This window comes from Lactobacillus sp. B4005, from assembly GCF_026536045.1.
Classification (GTDB): Bacteria; Bacillota; Bacilli; order Lactobacillales; family Lactobacillaceae; genus Lactobacillus; species Lactobacillus panisapium.
Window position 1 is genome coordinate 21,112 of record NZ_JAFNOZ010000003.1, and the last position, 13,839, is coordinate 34,950.

Here is a 13,839-nt window from a genome sequence, read left to right on the forward strand (position 1 = left end):
ACGCTCAGAAAAATTGTGGCGGTACATTTAATTTTTTAACATCTTATTTATAATTAATTAGCTTTTTTAAGAGTGAATAAAAAAGTGTTAAAACAAAAAGTCACAGCAGTTATAAGAACTACTATGACTGAGATAAACGTTGTTACACAAGGGATACGTTTTAGTTATGTGTAATCGTTATTAAATTATTTTTTGCCAATCATCTTATTGTGTAAAGTATTTGCCTGTGAGTTTGTCTGTGCGATACCAACAAAATTCAAACCAAATCTTTTTGAAACACGGTTTAGTGTTCCATAAGTTGAATTAATAGCCAAAGTTTGGTTACTGTCAGCTCCTTGGACAATAACGTATAAATCACTGCCTTTAAGGTCATTATTGATGTTTAGGTGGTCAATAAAAGTTTTTAAATAGCCCGACATATTTGACCAATAAACAGGAGTTCCGATAACGATAACATCGGCACCTTTTAATTGGTTCCATACTTTAGGGAAGTCGCCATCTCCTTGGCCAATTTGGGGAATGTGGTAATCGACTAAATTAATTTGTTTGTATGAGCTGCTTCCAAATAGTTTTTTGGCAAGATTGGCCGTATTACCATCTTTATTTTGGCTAGCGTTAATAAATACCCGTCTGGCACCTTGATTAGTATGGCGCGGCTTAACAAATTTCTTTTTTGCTTTGGATTTGGCCGTAACAGAACTAGAATCAGAATTTAAGCGTGTTGTGATTACGGCTGTTCCTGCGACTAGGCCAATGATTGCTAAAAAAATTGCCAGTTTTTTCAGCAGATTAAACTTCTTATTCATTTTTTTACCTCCTAATAGTGTCAAATTGTTTTACGTGAAACATTCTATTCACGTTTTTAATTAATAAATTGTTTTTGAATATCAACAAAGTTCATGTTGGCAACAGAGGCAAAACGGGCGATAACATCAGTTACTGGCTTAATGGCATCTGTTGGATCAGTCCCTTGGATAAAAACAGAAATTTTTTTATCGGCTAAAGTATTAAAATCTTTGCTTTGACCGATTCTTTCAATGAATGTTTTTAGATAGCCGCTCATATAGTGCCAATAGGCTGGGGTACCGAGAATAATCCAATCAGCTTGTTGTAATTTTGCAAAAACCTCGTCAAATTGGTCGTCAGAATAGCTTTGATTAATTTGGTAGATTTTATAATCCACAAGATTGATTTGCTGGTATTTTCGGCCATTTAAATAATTTTGCCCCATGCGACTAGTAGTTCCTGAACGGTTTTGACTAGCGTTAATAAAGACGATGTTAATTTTAATTACTTCCCTTCCAAAATAAGAGTAATTAACTTATTGGTTAACGACTAATAAAGATTTAATTGCTTCACGTTGATCCATTGCTTCATAGGCTTCTTGGATTTGTGCCAATTTAAAACTCTTGGTAAAAACTCTACCGGGATGAATTTTACCGCTTAAAACCGCATCAAGCAGAATATCGCGGTCGTAAGTAGTAACGGGGGCAATACCACCACGCAAACCAATATTTTTCCAGAATAAAGCGGTTGTATCAATTGCTGGATTCTGAGGCACACCGACACGACCAACAATTGCGCCCGGACGACCAACTTGCAGTGCAGTTTGAATTGACTGTTTTGTACCAACGCATTCTAAAACCGAATCGGCGCCATTACCGTTAGTTAGCTCTAATACCCGCTTGACAGCCTCGTCACCACGCTCTGGCACAATATCAGTTGCACCAAATTCAACAGCTAATTTTTGCCGATCTTGGTGCCTACTCATAGCAATGATTCGTTTTGCACCACGTAGTTTAGCTGCGATTACACCGCATAAGCCAACTGCACCATCACCGAAAACGACTGATGTGTCGCCAGTTTTTACTTCTGCGCTAGCAGCTGCATGGTAGCCAGTGGCCATAACATCTGCTAATGCTAAAAAGTCATTTAGCTGCTCAGCAGTATAATCAGAAGGCTTGCCGGGGATTTTTACTAGGGCCCAATTAGCATTGTGAAACTTGAGGTATTCCCCTTGGTAACCACCGTTAATTTCGTTTCCCTGATTAAAACAATTACCATCAAACCCTGCTAAGCATGCGGCACAATGTCCACACCCGTGCGTAAAAGGGGCGATAACAAAATCGCCGGGTTTAACTTGAGTTACTTCAGCACCAACTTGCTCAACAATACCAATTGCTTCGTGTCCGGTAGTCGAATTTGCCTTGCGCTGCGATATGCCACGGAACCACCACAAGTCTGAGCCGCAGACACAAGAGCGGACGATTTTGATAATTGCATCATTTTCTGATTTTAATTCTGGCATGGGGTAGTCTTTTAATTCTACTTTGCCTGGTTTGATAAATGTTCCTGCTTTCACTTTGATTTTCTCCTTAATATACTGGCCGATCTTCACCTTGGGTTGCTGGGTCAGCAATGCCAATACTATCGTTAACGTAGAGATTTGGATCCCGAATTATTTTTAAAATAGCGTCTGCAATGCTTTGCCGAGAACCCGAAACACCTACATACGGTTCATCATGAGTAGTAATGGTATATTTGATTTCATTTCGATCATTGAGCCATGGCAAACGCAGGGTAGTATACTGCAGGCCGGACTCGGCAAGCAGCTTATCCGAATTAATTGCAGTTTGCAAACCGGGCAATGTGTATTCGTGATTCCACCGACCAAATTCGCCGCTAACTTCATTGTAAATGCCCAAAATATTAGTAAATATTACACGTGAAACATGGTTATTTTTCATGGCACTAATTACATTTTTAGTAATGACATTGCCCGCGGTATGATCAACTACTGCTACAAAAACCATATCTTGGCCGCTGACGGCATCATTTACTTCGTTAGCATTAGTTAAGTCAACTTCCATTACTTTTACCTTAGGTTTTAAATTTGCCAGTCTTTGGGCGTTGCGCAAGCTAACTGTCAAATTGATATCTTGGAATTCTGGCTCAGTTAAAAGCCGATTTTCAACTAAACGTGCTATTTGACCGTTTGCTGCTAAAATTAATAATTTCATTGAAAGCACCTCTTTTTCTAATTAATACAAAGTATATTGCCTTCGAGCAACTCTAAGTCAAATTTTTTTTGCTAGTTTATTAGTTGATAGAAAGTGTTAATATTAAAGACAAAGTAGTTATTTTTAGTAAGTTAATTATGATTGGTAAATAGTGGCAGGAGAACATGATGAAAAAATACCAAATTAAGGATGTAAGTGATTTGCTCGGAGTTAGTACTTACACTTTGCGCTATTATGAGAAAATTGGTTTACTCAACTTTGTAAAGCGAAATAAAAGTGGTGTTCGTGAATTTGAAGCCAGCGACTTAATTACTATCAATACCATTATTTGCCTGAAACAAACCGGTATGCCACTAAAAGAAATCAAAAAATACCTAAAGCTAGTTGGAGAGGGTATTGATACGGCTGAGCAGCGAAAAGCAATGTTTCTGCAGCAACGACAAAAGGTAACGGAAGAGATCGCTGCTTTAAAAAAGTCAATGAAAATAATCGATCGCAAAATTAATTTTTATGATGAAGCAATTAAAGAGCAGAGCTTAGATGTTTGCCGCGATGACCGCAAAAAATGGTTAGAAGGAATTTTGGCTGGAAAAGAAAAAGTGCAATAACTCATCGATAAGGTAAGTTTGCACTTGATAAAGACAATCTTTAATAAATAAAAACGACCCAAATTAACTGTGTCAATTACGTACATTTAATTTGAGTCGTTTTTTATTAATAATTATTTGGACGTGAAGGCCAGAGCATTAATATCACAAACCAGATCTGGCCGATAAACGGCAGGATATTAATTAAAATCCACCAACCCGAGCGGTTAGTATCATGTAAACGCCGAATGCTTAGTGATAAAGTGGCAAGCCAAACAATAAAACTAATAACTAGTGAACCTGTCTTAGCGCTCCAGTCACCCCAAGTATAAATATCTTCAATGGAATGACCTAAAATTGTTTGCACAATCCAGGTTAAAACAAATCCTAGAATTATGTTAATAATTACGGGAATCCAATATTCACCCAAACTTGCAACCCCAGAAAAGTTGAAAATATTTTTCCAAAATTTCTTATACGTATTAATCATAGGTATAGCCTCCTTGACTACAGTATTATCAACACCATCATAAAACGAAAAATTTAATACATCAAAGAATATGATTTGTTAAATATTGTAAGCATATATTTTGTTTTGCGTATGCAAACGCTGTAAATTGAAGGTGGATTTTTAAGAAGGGAGATCATAGTATGGATAATAATTTATCAAACCCGTTAACTCGTTACCGCAATGAAGAATTTTCAGAGCAATCACAAGACTACCCTGGACTTCAAAGCAAGATGGATCCTAAACCTGATGGTGATATGGCTGATTATGAAGGTCATGAATTACTAATTGGGCGCCACGCTCTAGTAACTGGCGGCGATTCTGGAATTGGTCGTGCGGTAGCAATTGGTTTTGCTAAAGAAGGCGCTGATGTTGCTATTTCATTCTTGCCAGATGAGGAAGAAGATGCCAAAGAAGTTGCCGAGTTGATCGAAAAGGCCGGTCGCAAGGCAGTTTTGCTTCCAGCAGATTTACGTAAACGCGGTGAAGCTGAACGTGTTGTTAATGATGCTGTAAAAGAATTTGGCAGCTTGGAATTATTGGTTATGAATGCTGCCATCCAGCAACACTCTGACAGTTTAGAAGAACTGTCACTTGATAGCGTCCATGATACTTTTGAAGTTAATATTATTTCGATGTTTGAAATGACAAAGGCTGCAGTTCCACATATGAAACCAGGTAGTGTCATTTTAACTTCTACTTCAGTTCAAGGATTCCGGCCAACGCCAATTTTATTGGATTATGCTTCAACTAAGGCAGCGATTGCTAACTTTTCAATTAACCTTGCACAAGAACTTGCTTCAAAGGGAATTCGGGTTAACAGTGTTGCTCCTGGTCCTATTTGGACACCATTACAAGTTTGTGGTGGTCAGCCAAAATCTGGTGTACCTAGCTTTGGTCATGAAGAGCCACTCGATAGAGCAGGTCAACCTGATGAATTAGCTCCTATTTATATCTTCTTAGCATCCAATTTGGCTAGTTATGTTACTGGTCAAGTATATGGTGCAACTGGTGGACAAGGAATTAATTTGTAAAAGATATTATTACTAAAAAACGCTTCTACTTGTAATGCAGGCAGAAGCGTTTTTGCATGTCTAATTTTTACAATTTTCCAGTTTAATGATAAAAACGATTAATTATTAAAATAAAGCAATCAAGATCTTATCTATATTTAAGCAAAATTCTATAGTATAATTAACTTATCTTAAACCTTATTTTATTACTATAATTGAAAGATTTTTTAAAATGAAAATAGTTTTTAGCCAAATTCAGCAATTATCGCAAAAAAATGCAGAAATAATTGCTACTAAATGGCATTATGATGGTGAATATTCCTTTTATGATATGGAAAATGACCAGGAAGATTACGATGAAATTATTACGCCTGCATTGCGAAAAGACCATTACTTTGAAGTTTTGGCAGATGATGGCCAGTTGACAGCCTTCTTTTGTTTAGATCCGATTGAAGATAAGAATGATCAGGTTGAAGTTGGACTAGGAATGGCGCCGGAGTTAACGGGACATGGCCTTGGTATAAAGTTAATGCAAATGATTGAAGACTATGTGAAGCAAATTGGCAAGTACCATAAAATTATTTTATCGGTTGCTGAATTCAATAAGCGGGCGCAAAAAGTTTACCAACGAGCAGGCTATCGCATTACTGGGTCAGAAGACGAGGCTTCTAATGGCGGTATTTATCGCTTTATTTTAATGGCAAAAGAAATAAAGAAATAAGAATATTTTGAAAGAATTACAATAATGGATCAGCAATGGCAAAAAATGTATGAAGCCGCTAGCCAAGTGCAGAGGTTTCATCAAATTGGCGAACATATGGAAGCTGGCGGGGTAGCTGCAGCTGTTTTAAGTGAGTCAGGAAAAATTTATACAGGAGTTTGCGTTGATACGGCATGTGGTCTTGGAGTATGTGCTGAACGAAATGCTCTTTTTAACATGATTACGCAGGGCGAAACGAGGGTGTCACGTGTCTTAGCCCTAATGTCAAATGGCAAAAATGGTGCGCCATGCGGAGCATGCCGTGAATTTATCGTCCAGTTGATGGAAAAAGATTACCAGAATGTTGAAGTAATGATGGATTATCGGCATGATAAGGTAGTAAAAATGAGCGAATTGACGCCAGAATGGTGGTTATAATGAAACAAGAAGTAAAAGAATTTTGGCGTGATTTTTGTCAAAAGCATAATTGGGATGAGAGTACCAAGTTTGATGCTTGGTCATTTGGTACAGACAAAAACGGTTTAGCTGATAAAGTCAACCGTGGCATCAAAACAGCGACTACCTCGGCTTATGAATTTTATGAAGATAAGCCATTGCCTCAAGTGGGGGAATTGAGTGTTATTCTTGATGAGGCTGGTAAACCAGTTTGCGTGGTTCGTGAAAAAGTTGTGGAGATTGTCCCCTACAATCAGATTTCCGCTGAACATGCTTATCATGAAGGCGATGGTACCTACAAAAATTGGCGACAAATTCACGATGATTTTTTCAAGAAAGAATATGAAAGTAAAAAACGCGCTTTTTATCCGCAAGCGCCAATGGTTTGTGAGGTTTTTGAAAAAGTTGAATAAGCTTTGGAATGAAATAAAATTAAAAGGTGGGTGAAAACTGTTGCTAACAGATTAGTGCCGTTGATACAGTATTTTGCTAATAACTCAGAACTTGAGGACTGAATTTTGCCTAAACCTTATTTTATTTAATACTGCTTTTTATCCACTGTTAATTAGATTGTAGGTAATCTAATTAGCAGTGTTTTTCTTTATTAAAAAGTAGGTGCTTAGTATGGAACGGAAAAATTAGCTAAACCAATTTTTAATAAGGACACTCAGGAGTTAAGACTTTAACTCTAACCTACTATCCGTTAACCAAATCCACGGTTAATATTTCCCAGGAAATATTAACTCAAGTTAAAATGACTAATTATTTTAATATTATTAGTGTTAATAAAGCTAAAACAATCAGAAAACTAAAGTTGACAAATAAAAAGCCAGTAACTGTTTTCCAGTCATGTACTTGTGCTTGTTTCAATGCCAGTAAATTAGCAAATGAGGCAATGGGCGTGCCCAGTCCTCCAACATTTACGCCAAAAAAGATAGCGGCAATGTTTGTTGAGAAGTTGGCGATCAATAAAGTTGCGGGCACATTACTGATTACTTGACTTAACATGATCCCGGTCCAGTAAGTAATTTGTGTTCCCTGGTGTAAAAAGTGGGTAATTAGTTTAATAATTATTACTTGACGACTAAGTATTCCAACAATTAGGAAAAAACCAATAAAAGTTAGTAAAGTTCCGTAATCAATTTGTCCGATAGTAGAGCGGTCCACAAGAAAAATAATGACAAAAATAGCAATTGTCGAGATTGTTAGTTGGATGAAGTGTAATACTCCAGCGAATGCAAGAGCAAGTAGAATAATTGCTGCTGTTAGCTGAATAGGTTGTAAAGCATGCTTAGTCTGGGCTAACTTAGGCAAGGATGTTTTGGGAATGGTCATTGTTGCTACAACTAATAACAATAGACTAATAAGGGCTAGTGGCAATGATAGTTTGAAAAAATTGCTGAGAGTCAAGTGATAGTGATTATATAGATACAGGTTTTGGGGATTGCCAAAAGGTGTTAATGCACTGCCTAGGTTAGCAGAAATTGTGATTAAGCTTAACGGTAAAATAAACGGACCACGTATTTGGCGATGAATAGCCAAAAAAAGTGGCACCAAACTGAGAATAGCAACATCATTAGTTAAAAACATCGCTAAAAAGCTGGCTAATAAAACTAACAATTGTGTAACTTGGCGATGAGTATTGGCTAAGTCAATGATTTTCTGGCTGAGATAATCTAAAACATTAATTTTGATTAGATATTGGGTAACCAGCATTAAACTAAAAAGCGAGAAAATAGTTTCCCAGTTAATATCTGCTGTTTTTGGAAGAGCATGACAAGCAATACTAGTACAAATTAATATTAGCATAGTTAGCCATAATATCTTTTGTTCCTTAAAAAATTTGGTCATTGTACTCACTTTTAACTTTCACCTCTGCTTTTTCAGTTGGCTTGGTCACTAAATTTATTGCTCATGCTGGCGCATAGTTTTAAGTTCTAGATTATTTCTTTCTTGCCTATCTGTAAAAAAAGAGTATAGCAGAAAAAGTATGTGAGGCAAACAGATTTTCCCTTCAAACTTAAATTTATTGCTATAATAAAAATAGAAAATTAGAGTTAAAAAAGTAGGAGAAGAAAATGACAAAACCGATTATTGGAATTGCTGGCTCGGAAATGATTGATACTGAGGGCCTTTTTCTCGGGTATCGCCGTAGCTATATTAATGAAGATTACGTTGATTCAGTAGTTCAAAATGGTGGTGTGCCATATGTTATTCCGTTTACTGGCAATGATGATGTAGTTAAAGCACAAATGGAACATGTTCAAGGGTTGATTTTATCTGGTGGGCACGATGTCGATCCGCATCTATACGGTGAAGAACTCAAGCCTAATATTGGTGAAATTTGGCCCGCTCGTGATCATTTTGATATGCTTCTTTTAAAGTTGGCCGAAGAAATGGGTAAGCCAGTGTTGGGAATCTGTCGGGGTGCGCAAATTATTAATGTTGCTCATGGTGGCAGCCTGTATCAAGATGTGGCTTACCGCAAAGAACAGACGCTTAAGCATGATCAACAACATACGCCAGATTTGCCAACGCATGGAATGAAAGTAAAAGAGGGAAGTGTACTTGCTCAAACATTAGGCAAGACAGAATTTATGGTAAACTCTTTCCATCATCAGCTAATTAATAAGGTCGCACCAGACTTGATTGAAGTTGCTCATGCAAGTGATGGTGTTATTGAGGGCTTGGAAAACAAGGCTGGCAATGTTTTGGCTGTTCAATGGCATCCAGAAATGCTTCACAAAAATCCAGATACTAAATTCCAAAATAATTTGTTTAAGTTCGTTATTGAGAATGCAAAGTAAAAGAAGATAATTATGAACACAAATGAGAAGGCAAATGACAAGTTAGGCTTTTGGTCGATTGTACTTTTAGCAATTAACTCAATTATTGGTTCCGGTATTTTTTTAACTCCCGGAAGTGTTGTTACTCAGGCAGGCAGCAAGTCTTTGATTGTTTACTTAATTGCAGCAATTTTTGCGGCGATTTTGGCCGTTTCATTTTCGGCTGCGGCCAAATATGTGACTAAGTCTGGTGCTTCGTATGCGTACACAAAGGCTGCTTTTGGTGAAAATGTCGGCTTTTATGTCGGTATTTTGCGCTATTTTTCTGCTAGTGTTGCTTGGGGAGTAATGGCAGTAGGTGTGATTAAGTCAACGATTTCCATCTTCGGTGGCAATCCAGACAGCGTATTAAATGTAACCATTGGCTTTTTGGTTTTAATGTTAATAATCTCAGTGATTAACTTATTTGGTCAAAAATTTGTCAAGATGGTAATGAACCTCGCGACAGCAGGAAAGCTATTTGCGTTAGTACTAATTATTGTTGCTGGCGTAGTACTTTTGATTACGACGGGGGCGTCACACAACTTAACAATGGTTGACCAAATCACGCAAAATGGCCACAGAATTGTTCCGACACTGACAACCACAGGTTTCGTGATGGCTGTTGTTTCTGCTTTTTACGCTTTTACCGGTTTTGAATCGGTGGCTTCTGGGTCTGATGATATGCAGGAGCCAGAAAAGAACCTGCCTAAGGCTATTCCGCTGGCAATTTTTATTATTGCTGCAATTTATATTGGGGTAGTGGCTGTTGCTTTGATGCTAAATCCGAAAGCATTGATGACGACTAAACAGGTAGTAGCAATCAGTGCAATTTTTAATAATGAAATCTTGCGCGATGTGATCTTGGTGGGAGCATTAGTATCAATGCTGGGCATCAATGTGGCCTCAAGCTTTAATGCACCCCGGATTTTAGAAGCGATGGCGCGTGAAAATCAGTTGCCTTCTTCACTCACGAAAAGAACCAAAAGAAACTTTCCTGTTAGAACCTTCTTTATTTCTGAGGCTTTAGCAATCTTAGTTCCACTCGCTTTTCAATATAACATGGTAAATTTGATTACACTGAGTGCAATGGTGCGGTTTCTAGGCTTTATGATTGTGCCCCTAGCGGTCATTTGTTTTTACTTTGGTAAGAACAAGGAACCAATTTTACCAGCGCCAAAGAACATTTGGACAGACATCATCGTACCGCTTTTATCGATTGCTTTAGTCATTTTTCTATTAGTGAAGTACAATTGGCAAGCACAGTTTGGCATTATTGAAAATGGCAAAGTCGTTGGTGTCAATTGGTATGCGATATTCATGATGGTGTTTGGCTTTATCATTTTGCCATTATTGATGTTTTGGTTTTCACGGTGGCAAAAAAATAAGCAGTAATTATTTGGGTAAAAAACAAACCGTCAATTAAAGTTAAATCTTTAACTCACGGTTTTTATGTTCATAATTATAGTAAATGTGTAACTAAAAATGACATTCTAACAAGAATGTCGTTTTTTGCTTTATTTATGCTGCTTTTTAATTTGGAAGTAGTGCACAATACTGTAGCAGAACAAAATTGCCATTCCAATTCCAGCCATTGTCATGTCTGAACGTGGAGTACCTGAACCCAAAGTGGCACCAAGCCAGTTAATGATAGTTGGTGAAACAGCACAGCCAATGTTTACTAATACTAGGGTAATTGTTGTAGCAAAGTTAACGGAATTTTTCGGGGCTGCTTCATCCAGCCAGTTAAAAATATAAGGAACTGATAGGCCAAAGCCAGCACCTAAGACAATAACGGCTACAAATAACATTGGCAAGTTGACAGCATATGCAATTGCAAGCAAGCCGGCAACTTGTAAAAACAAACCGATCGGTAGAATCAAATCATGCAGTTTCTTTTTCAAAAAGCCGTAGCACATGCCTACAGGAATGCCAATAAGTGTAACTACACTTGAAACGAAAGCGATTTGGCTAACATTTGCAATTTTCTGGCTTGTTGCCAATTGCGGTAGTTTGAAAGACATTGGCATAAAGAAAACATACATAAAGAACATAACGATGGCGATTTCAATCACGCTGGCATTAATTTTGTTTTCTTCCCGGTTAGCTGATTGGTCAGTACTATCAGTTTGTTGTTGATCAGGTAATTTAACCACAAAGCCGAACAACAGTAGAATAGGCAAAGCTGCTAGGTAAATAGCGAAGGTTGCGTGCCAGCCATTAACTGCTAATATGCCAACACAAAATGAAAAAATAGCTGCTCCTACACTACCCATTGAATTTTGGAAGCCCAGCATTGTTGATAGTTCATCGCCCGCATAGAATTTGGATAATAAGCTAACTGCAAGGGAATTAAATAGACCAATTCCTGCACCCAGTAAGAAACGTGATACCAAAATTAGGGTATAACCAGTGGCATACATCGGATAAGTTCCGGCTAGAAGTGCAATAATAAGACCCGTAATTACGGTTGTTTTGGTACCCAATAATTTGATTAAAAATGGGCTTAATACTAAGCCAACAACTATTCCAATATTTGGAATAGTACTTAAAGTTTCAACGGCTGCACGTGAGACATCTGGGAATGATGAGTACATTAATGGCAATACCGATGAAATTTGTGGCGCTATCATCAATAATAAAGAAATTGATAATAAGGCAACTTTGAACAATCCAGATTTTGGATTAATTTTTTTCATACTAGCTCCTCATTTCTTCAGCTATAAATCGTTTTCGTTAATATTATACTTGCTTTTTCTATTTGAAATAACGCTTTCAGTCGCCTGAATCTGGCGCTGAGGAACCTTTGCGAATTTGCATACTGGTCTGCCCATAATTAGCGACCATCGCCCGATTCAATGATCTGACGCCACTAAAGCCGTTATTCATGGCAACGGCTGTTAGCGTGTGAGAAGTACCGCATAATTCTTGATAGGCACGTTGAGCACGATAATTTCTAATATATTTACCCAAAGTAATGCCCATGTTTTGCCGAAAAATTCGTTGTAAATATTGTCGTGCTAAATGGCAACTATCTGCAATATCCTGCAATGAAAATGGTTCTTGATAATGATCCTGAATGAAATCTAATGCTCGCCTTAAGTGCCCAGTAATTAATAGATTGCTTGATAGCTGACTATTATTGTCGCGAGTCCGTAAAAAATACTTAAGTAAAATTTCTAACACCTGATAGCTCAGAATTATTAGTTCCAAGTTTTGGAATTCGCTGTCATTAGCTAACTCTGTCTCGGTAATGCGGCTAAGTAGAGCTTGTAAGTGGTGATATTGAGCGATTTGTTCCACTGATAGTTCGGCGAGTGGTTTAAGGTCAATCATATATTGATCCATTTCAGGAAATACTTGTAAAACCAGTGAATAAGGAAAAAGCATGGTAAGCATCAAGTCCGAGCAAGAGGATGTACTGCTTCGGACGCTGTGAACAACTTGGGAATTTATCACTAAGATCTCGCCTGGATGTGTATGATGATCGACACCGTTAATAATAAAGTGAGCAATTTGACCACGCATGGTAAAACTGAGTTCAATACTTTGGTGCCAATGCGGTGCCACGTCTGACTCATTGTTTTGCTGGTGAATTTCAATGTATAGCGGTAGTTTATCTAACTGGACCAGTTCGTGTTTATCGGGCACTAGAAACTCCTCCTTTAGTCAAAAAAATGATTGAACTACCTTGTTAGTTCAACCATTATTTTACAACGAGATGAAATTCTAATTTAAATACTTGCGGAAAAAGTTTAATTCATCTAAGTTACATTTTTTAGCTAGCTCGTCTCTTTGATTCACATGGAAAACATGCTCGCGGCGGTGCTCAGCATCACCGTAAAAGTGAATTTCATGGAAGATGCCCTTAGCATGTAAGTAACCCGAAAGCATATAGGCATTGTCGCGTAAAAAGTCATCCGTACAAGTCATTAGGTAAATTGGTGGCAAGTCTTTTGTTAAAAATTGTTCAACGTTTAGCTGCTCATGTTCAGTTAAGCGAATTTCTGGCCGAAAATATGCTTCTGGTGCTCCTGCGATTGAATTGATTTCCGTTAAGAAATAAGCACCACAATTAAGTGCAGCCGCTTTAATCGTTAGTTGTGGTAACGCATAACCAAAGTATTTGCGGTAATTGCCATTGGTATAAATTGCTAAAATTTGTTCTCCCATTTGACCGCCAGCACTATCGCCGACGATGAAGACGTTATCAAGGTCAAACTGGTATTTTTGGGCATTAGCAGTGTTTGCTACCCAATGAAAAACGCGATTAACATCATCAAGTTCACCTGGATAAACAACATCAGGAGCTAATCGATAATTCGCATTTACAACGGCAAAACCCTCTTTAGCCAGTGCCATACAGTAAAATTGATATGTTTCTTTGGTGCCATAAACCCAGCCGCCCCCGTGAATATTGACGATGACAGGTAATTTAGCCTCGGTGCGCTTACTTGGTAAATAAACATCTAATATCTGATATTTGGGATCCTTGCCATAAGGAATATTATCGAAACGCTCCACTTCGGGAATGTGGGTTGGCAAGCCTGCGTCACGCTTGTCATCACCCTCCTTAAATTCTTTACGCATATCATTGACTAATTTTTGATAATCTGGTTCTGCCATATCTAGCACTCCTTTTATATGTAATCGCTTTACTAAAAACATTGTACTTCATCAAAAAGAAAAAGAAAGTCCAGAAAAGCACCTCAAACTGGCAGATAAGGCCT

16 protein-coding genes are annotated in these 13,839 nt (G+C 37.7%); 7 read left to right on the plus strand and 9 right to left on the minus strand.

Going from position 1 to position 13,839, the window contains the following annotated elements; all coding sequences use genetic code 11:
* Positions 1–185: 185 nt before the first annotated feature.
* The 4 genes from J3U73_RS07310 to J3U73_RS07325 are packed head-to-tail and all read right to left on the minus strand — an operon-like array spanning position 186 to position 3,020.
* Positions 186–806: a flavodoxin family protein gene (locus J3U73_RS07310; RefSeq protein WP_267393412.1), complete on the minus strand. Its 621-nt coding sequence runs from the start codon at positions 804–806 to the stop codon at positions 186–188.
* Positions 807–862: 56 nt separating this feature from the next.
* Positions 863–1,291 (minus strand): flavodoxin family protein, encoded by a 429-nt coding sequence (locus J3U73_RS07315; protein ID WP_323848375.1) that lies wholly within the window; start codon positions 1,289–1,291, stop codon positions 863–865.
* A 30-nt stretch (positions 1,292–1,321) separates the two neighbouring features.
* Positions 1,322–2,362 (minus strand): zinc-dependent alcohol dehydrogenase family protein, encoded by a 1,041-nt coding sequence (locus J3U73_RS07320; protein ID WP_267410020.1) that lies wholly within the window; start codon positions 2,360–2,362, stop codon positions 1,322–1,324.
* A 13-nt stretch (positions 2,363–2,375) separates the two neighbouring features.
* Positions 2,376–3,020, minus strand: coding sequence for an NAD(P)H-binding protein (locus J3U73_RS07325; RefSeq protein ID WP_267410021.1), 645 nt, complete (start codon positions 3,018–3,020; stop codon positions 2,376–2,378).
* 167 nt (positions 3,021–3,187) lie between these two features.
* Here J3U73_RS07325 and J3U73_RS07330 point away from each other — a divergent pair, with 167 nt between their 5' ends.
* Entirely contained in the window at positions 3,188–3,628 is a 441-nt protein-coding gene (locus J3U73_RS07330) for a MerR family transcriptional regulator (RefSeq protein ID WP_164715390.1), read from the plus strand.
* A 106-nt stretch (positions 3,629–3,734) separates the two neighbouring features.
* Here the strand turns inward: J3U73_RS07330 and J3U73_RS07335 are convergent, their stop codons facing one another.
* The gene (locus J3U73_RS07335) at positions 3,735–4,097 is read right to left on the minus strand and encodes a DUF805 domain-containing protein (RefSeq protein ID WP_267393419.1); all 363 of its coding nucleotides are present in this window, start codon (positions 4,095–4,097) and stop codon (positions 3,735–3,737) included.
* 161 nt (positions 4,098–4,258) lie between these two features.
* On the opposite strand from J3U73_RS07335, the gene J3U73_RS07340 reads away from it, so the two are divergent.
* The 4 genes from J3U73_RS07340 to J3U73_RS07355 all read left to right on the plus strand — a co-directional run bounded on the left by J3U73_RS07340 (position 4,259) and on the right by J3U73_RS07355 (position 6,697).
* The gene (locus J3U73_RS07340) at positions 4,259–5,149 is read left to right on the plus strand and encodes an SDR family oxidoreductase (protein WP_103752574.1); all 891 of its coding nucleotides are present in this window, start codon (positions 4,259–4,261) and stop codon (positions 5,147–5,149) included.
* Between the two features lie 211 nt (positions 5,150–5,360).
* Positions 5,361–5,849: a GNAT family N-acetyltransferase gene (locus J3U73_RS07345; RefSeq protein ID WP_267393422.1), complete on the plus strand. Its 489-nt coding sequence runs from the start codon at positions 5,361–5,363 to the stop codon at positions 5,847–5,849.
* Between the two features lie 24 nt (positions 5,850–5,873).
* Positions 5,874–6,266 carry a cytidine deaminase family protein gene (locus J3U73_RS07350; RefSeq protein ID WP_103752573.1) on the plus strand — a complete coding sequence of 131 codons (393 nt, stop codon included), beginning with the start codon at positions 5,874–5,876 and terminating at the stop codon, positions 6,264–6,266.
* Positions 6,266–6,697 carry an ASCH domain-containing protein gene (locus tag J3U73_RS07355; RefSeq protein WP_220232493.1) on the plus strand — a complete coding sequence of 144 codons (432 nt, stop codon included), beginning with the start codon at positions 6,266–6,268 and terminating at the stop codon, positions 6,695–6,697. The genes J3U73_RS07350 and J3U73_RS07355 overlap by 1 nt, the downstream gene beginning before the upstream one ends.
* Before the next feature lie 349 nt (positions 6,698–7,046).
* Here J3U73_RS07355 and J3U73_RS07360 read toward each other — a convergent pair whose 3' ends face one another.
* Positions 7,047–8,135, minus strand: a complete 1,089-nt coding sequence (locus tag J3U73_RS07360; RefSeq protein WP_267410022.1) for an SLC13 family permease — start codon at positions 8,133–8,135, stop codon at positions 7,047–7,049.
* 227 nt (positions 8,136–8,362) lie between these two features.
* Between J3U73_RS07360 and J3U73_RS07365 the strand changes: the two genes are divergently transcribed.
* The gene (locus tag J3U73_RS07365; RefSeq protein ID WP_220220359.1) at positions 8,363–9,091 is read left to right on the plus strand and encodes a gamma-glutamyl-gamma-aminobutyrate hydrolase family protein; all 729 of its coding nucleotides are present in this window, start codon (positions 8,363–8,365) and stop codon (positions 9,089–9,091) included.
* A 12-nt stretch (positions 9,092–9,103) separates the two neighbouring features.
* Complete coding sequence (locus J3U73_RS07370; protein WP_267410023.1) at positions 9,104–10,504, plus strand: APC family permease; 1,401 nt, start codon at positions 9,104–9,106, stop codon at positions 10,502–10,504.
* A 122-nt stretch (positions 10,505–10,626) separates the two neighbouring features.
* Here J3U73_RS07370 and J3U73_RS07375 read toward each other — a convergent pair whose 3' ends face one another.
* From J3U73_RS07375 to J3U73_RS07385, 3 genes are all read right to left on the minus strand, one after another.
* A complete protein-coding gene (locus tag J3U73_RS07375; RefSeq protein ID WP_267410024.1) occupies positions 10,627–11,808 on the minus strand; it encodes an MFS transporter in 1,182 nt (393 codons plus the stop codon).
* Positions 11,809–11,884: 76 nt separating this feature from the next.
* The gene (locus J3U73_RS07380; protein ID WP_267410025.1) at positions 11,885–12,760 is read right to left on the minus strand and encodes an AraC family transcriptional regulator; all 876 of its coding nucleotides are present in this window, start codon (positions 12,758–12,760) and stop codon (positions 11,885–11,887) included.
* A 78-nt stretch (positions 12,761–12,838) separates the two neighbouring features.
* Positions 12,839–13,735, minus strand: a complete 897-nt coding sequence (locus J3U73_RS07385) for an alpha/beta hydrolase (RefSeq protein WP_220268741.1) — start codon at positions 13,733–13,735, stop codon at positions 12,839–12,841.
* Between the last annotated feature and the right edge of the window lie 104 nt (positions 13,736–13,839).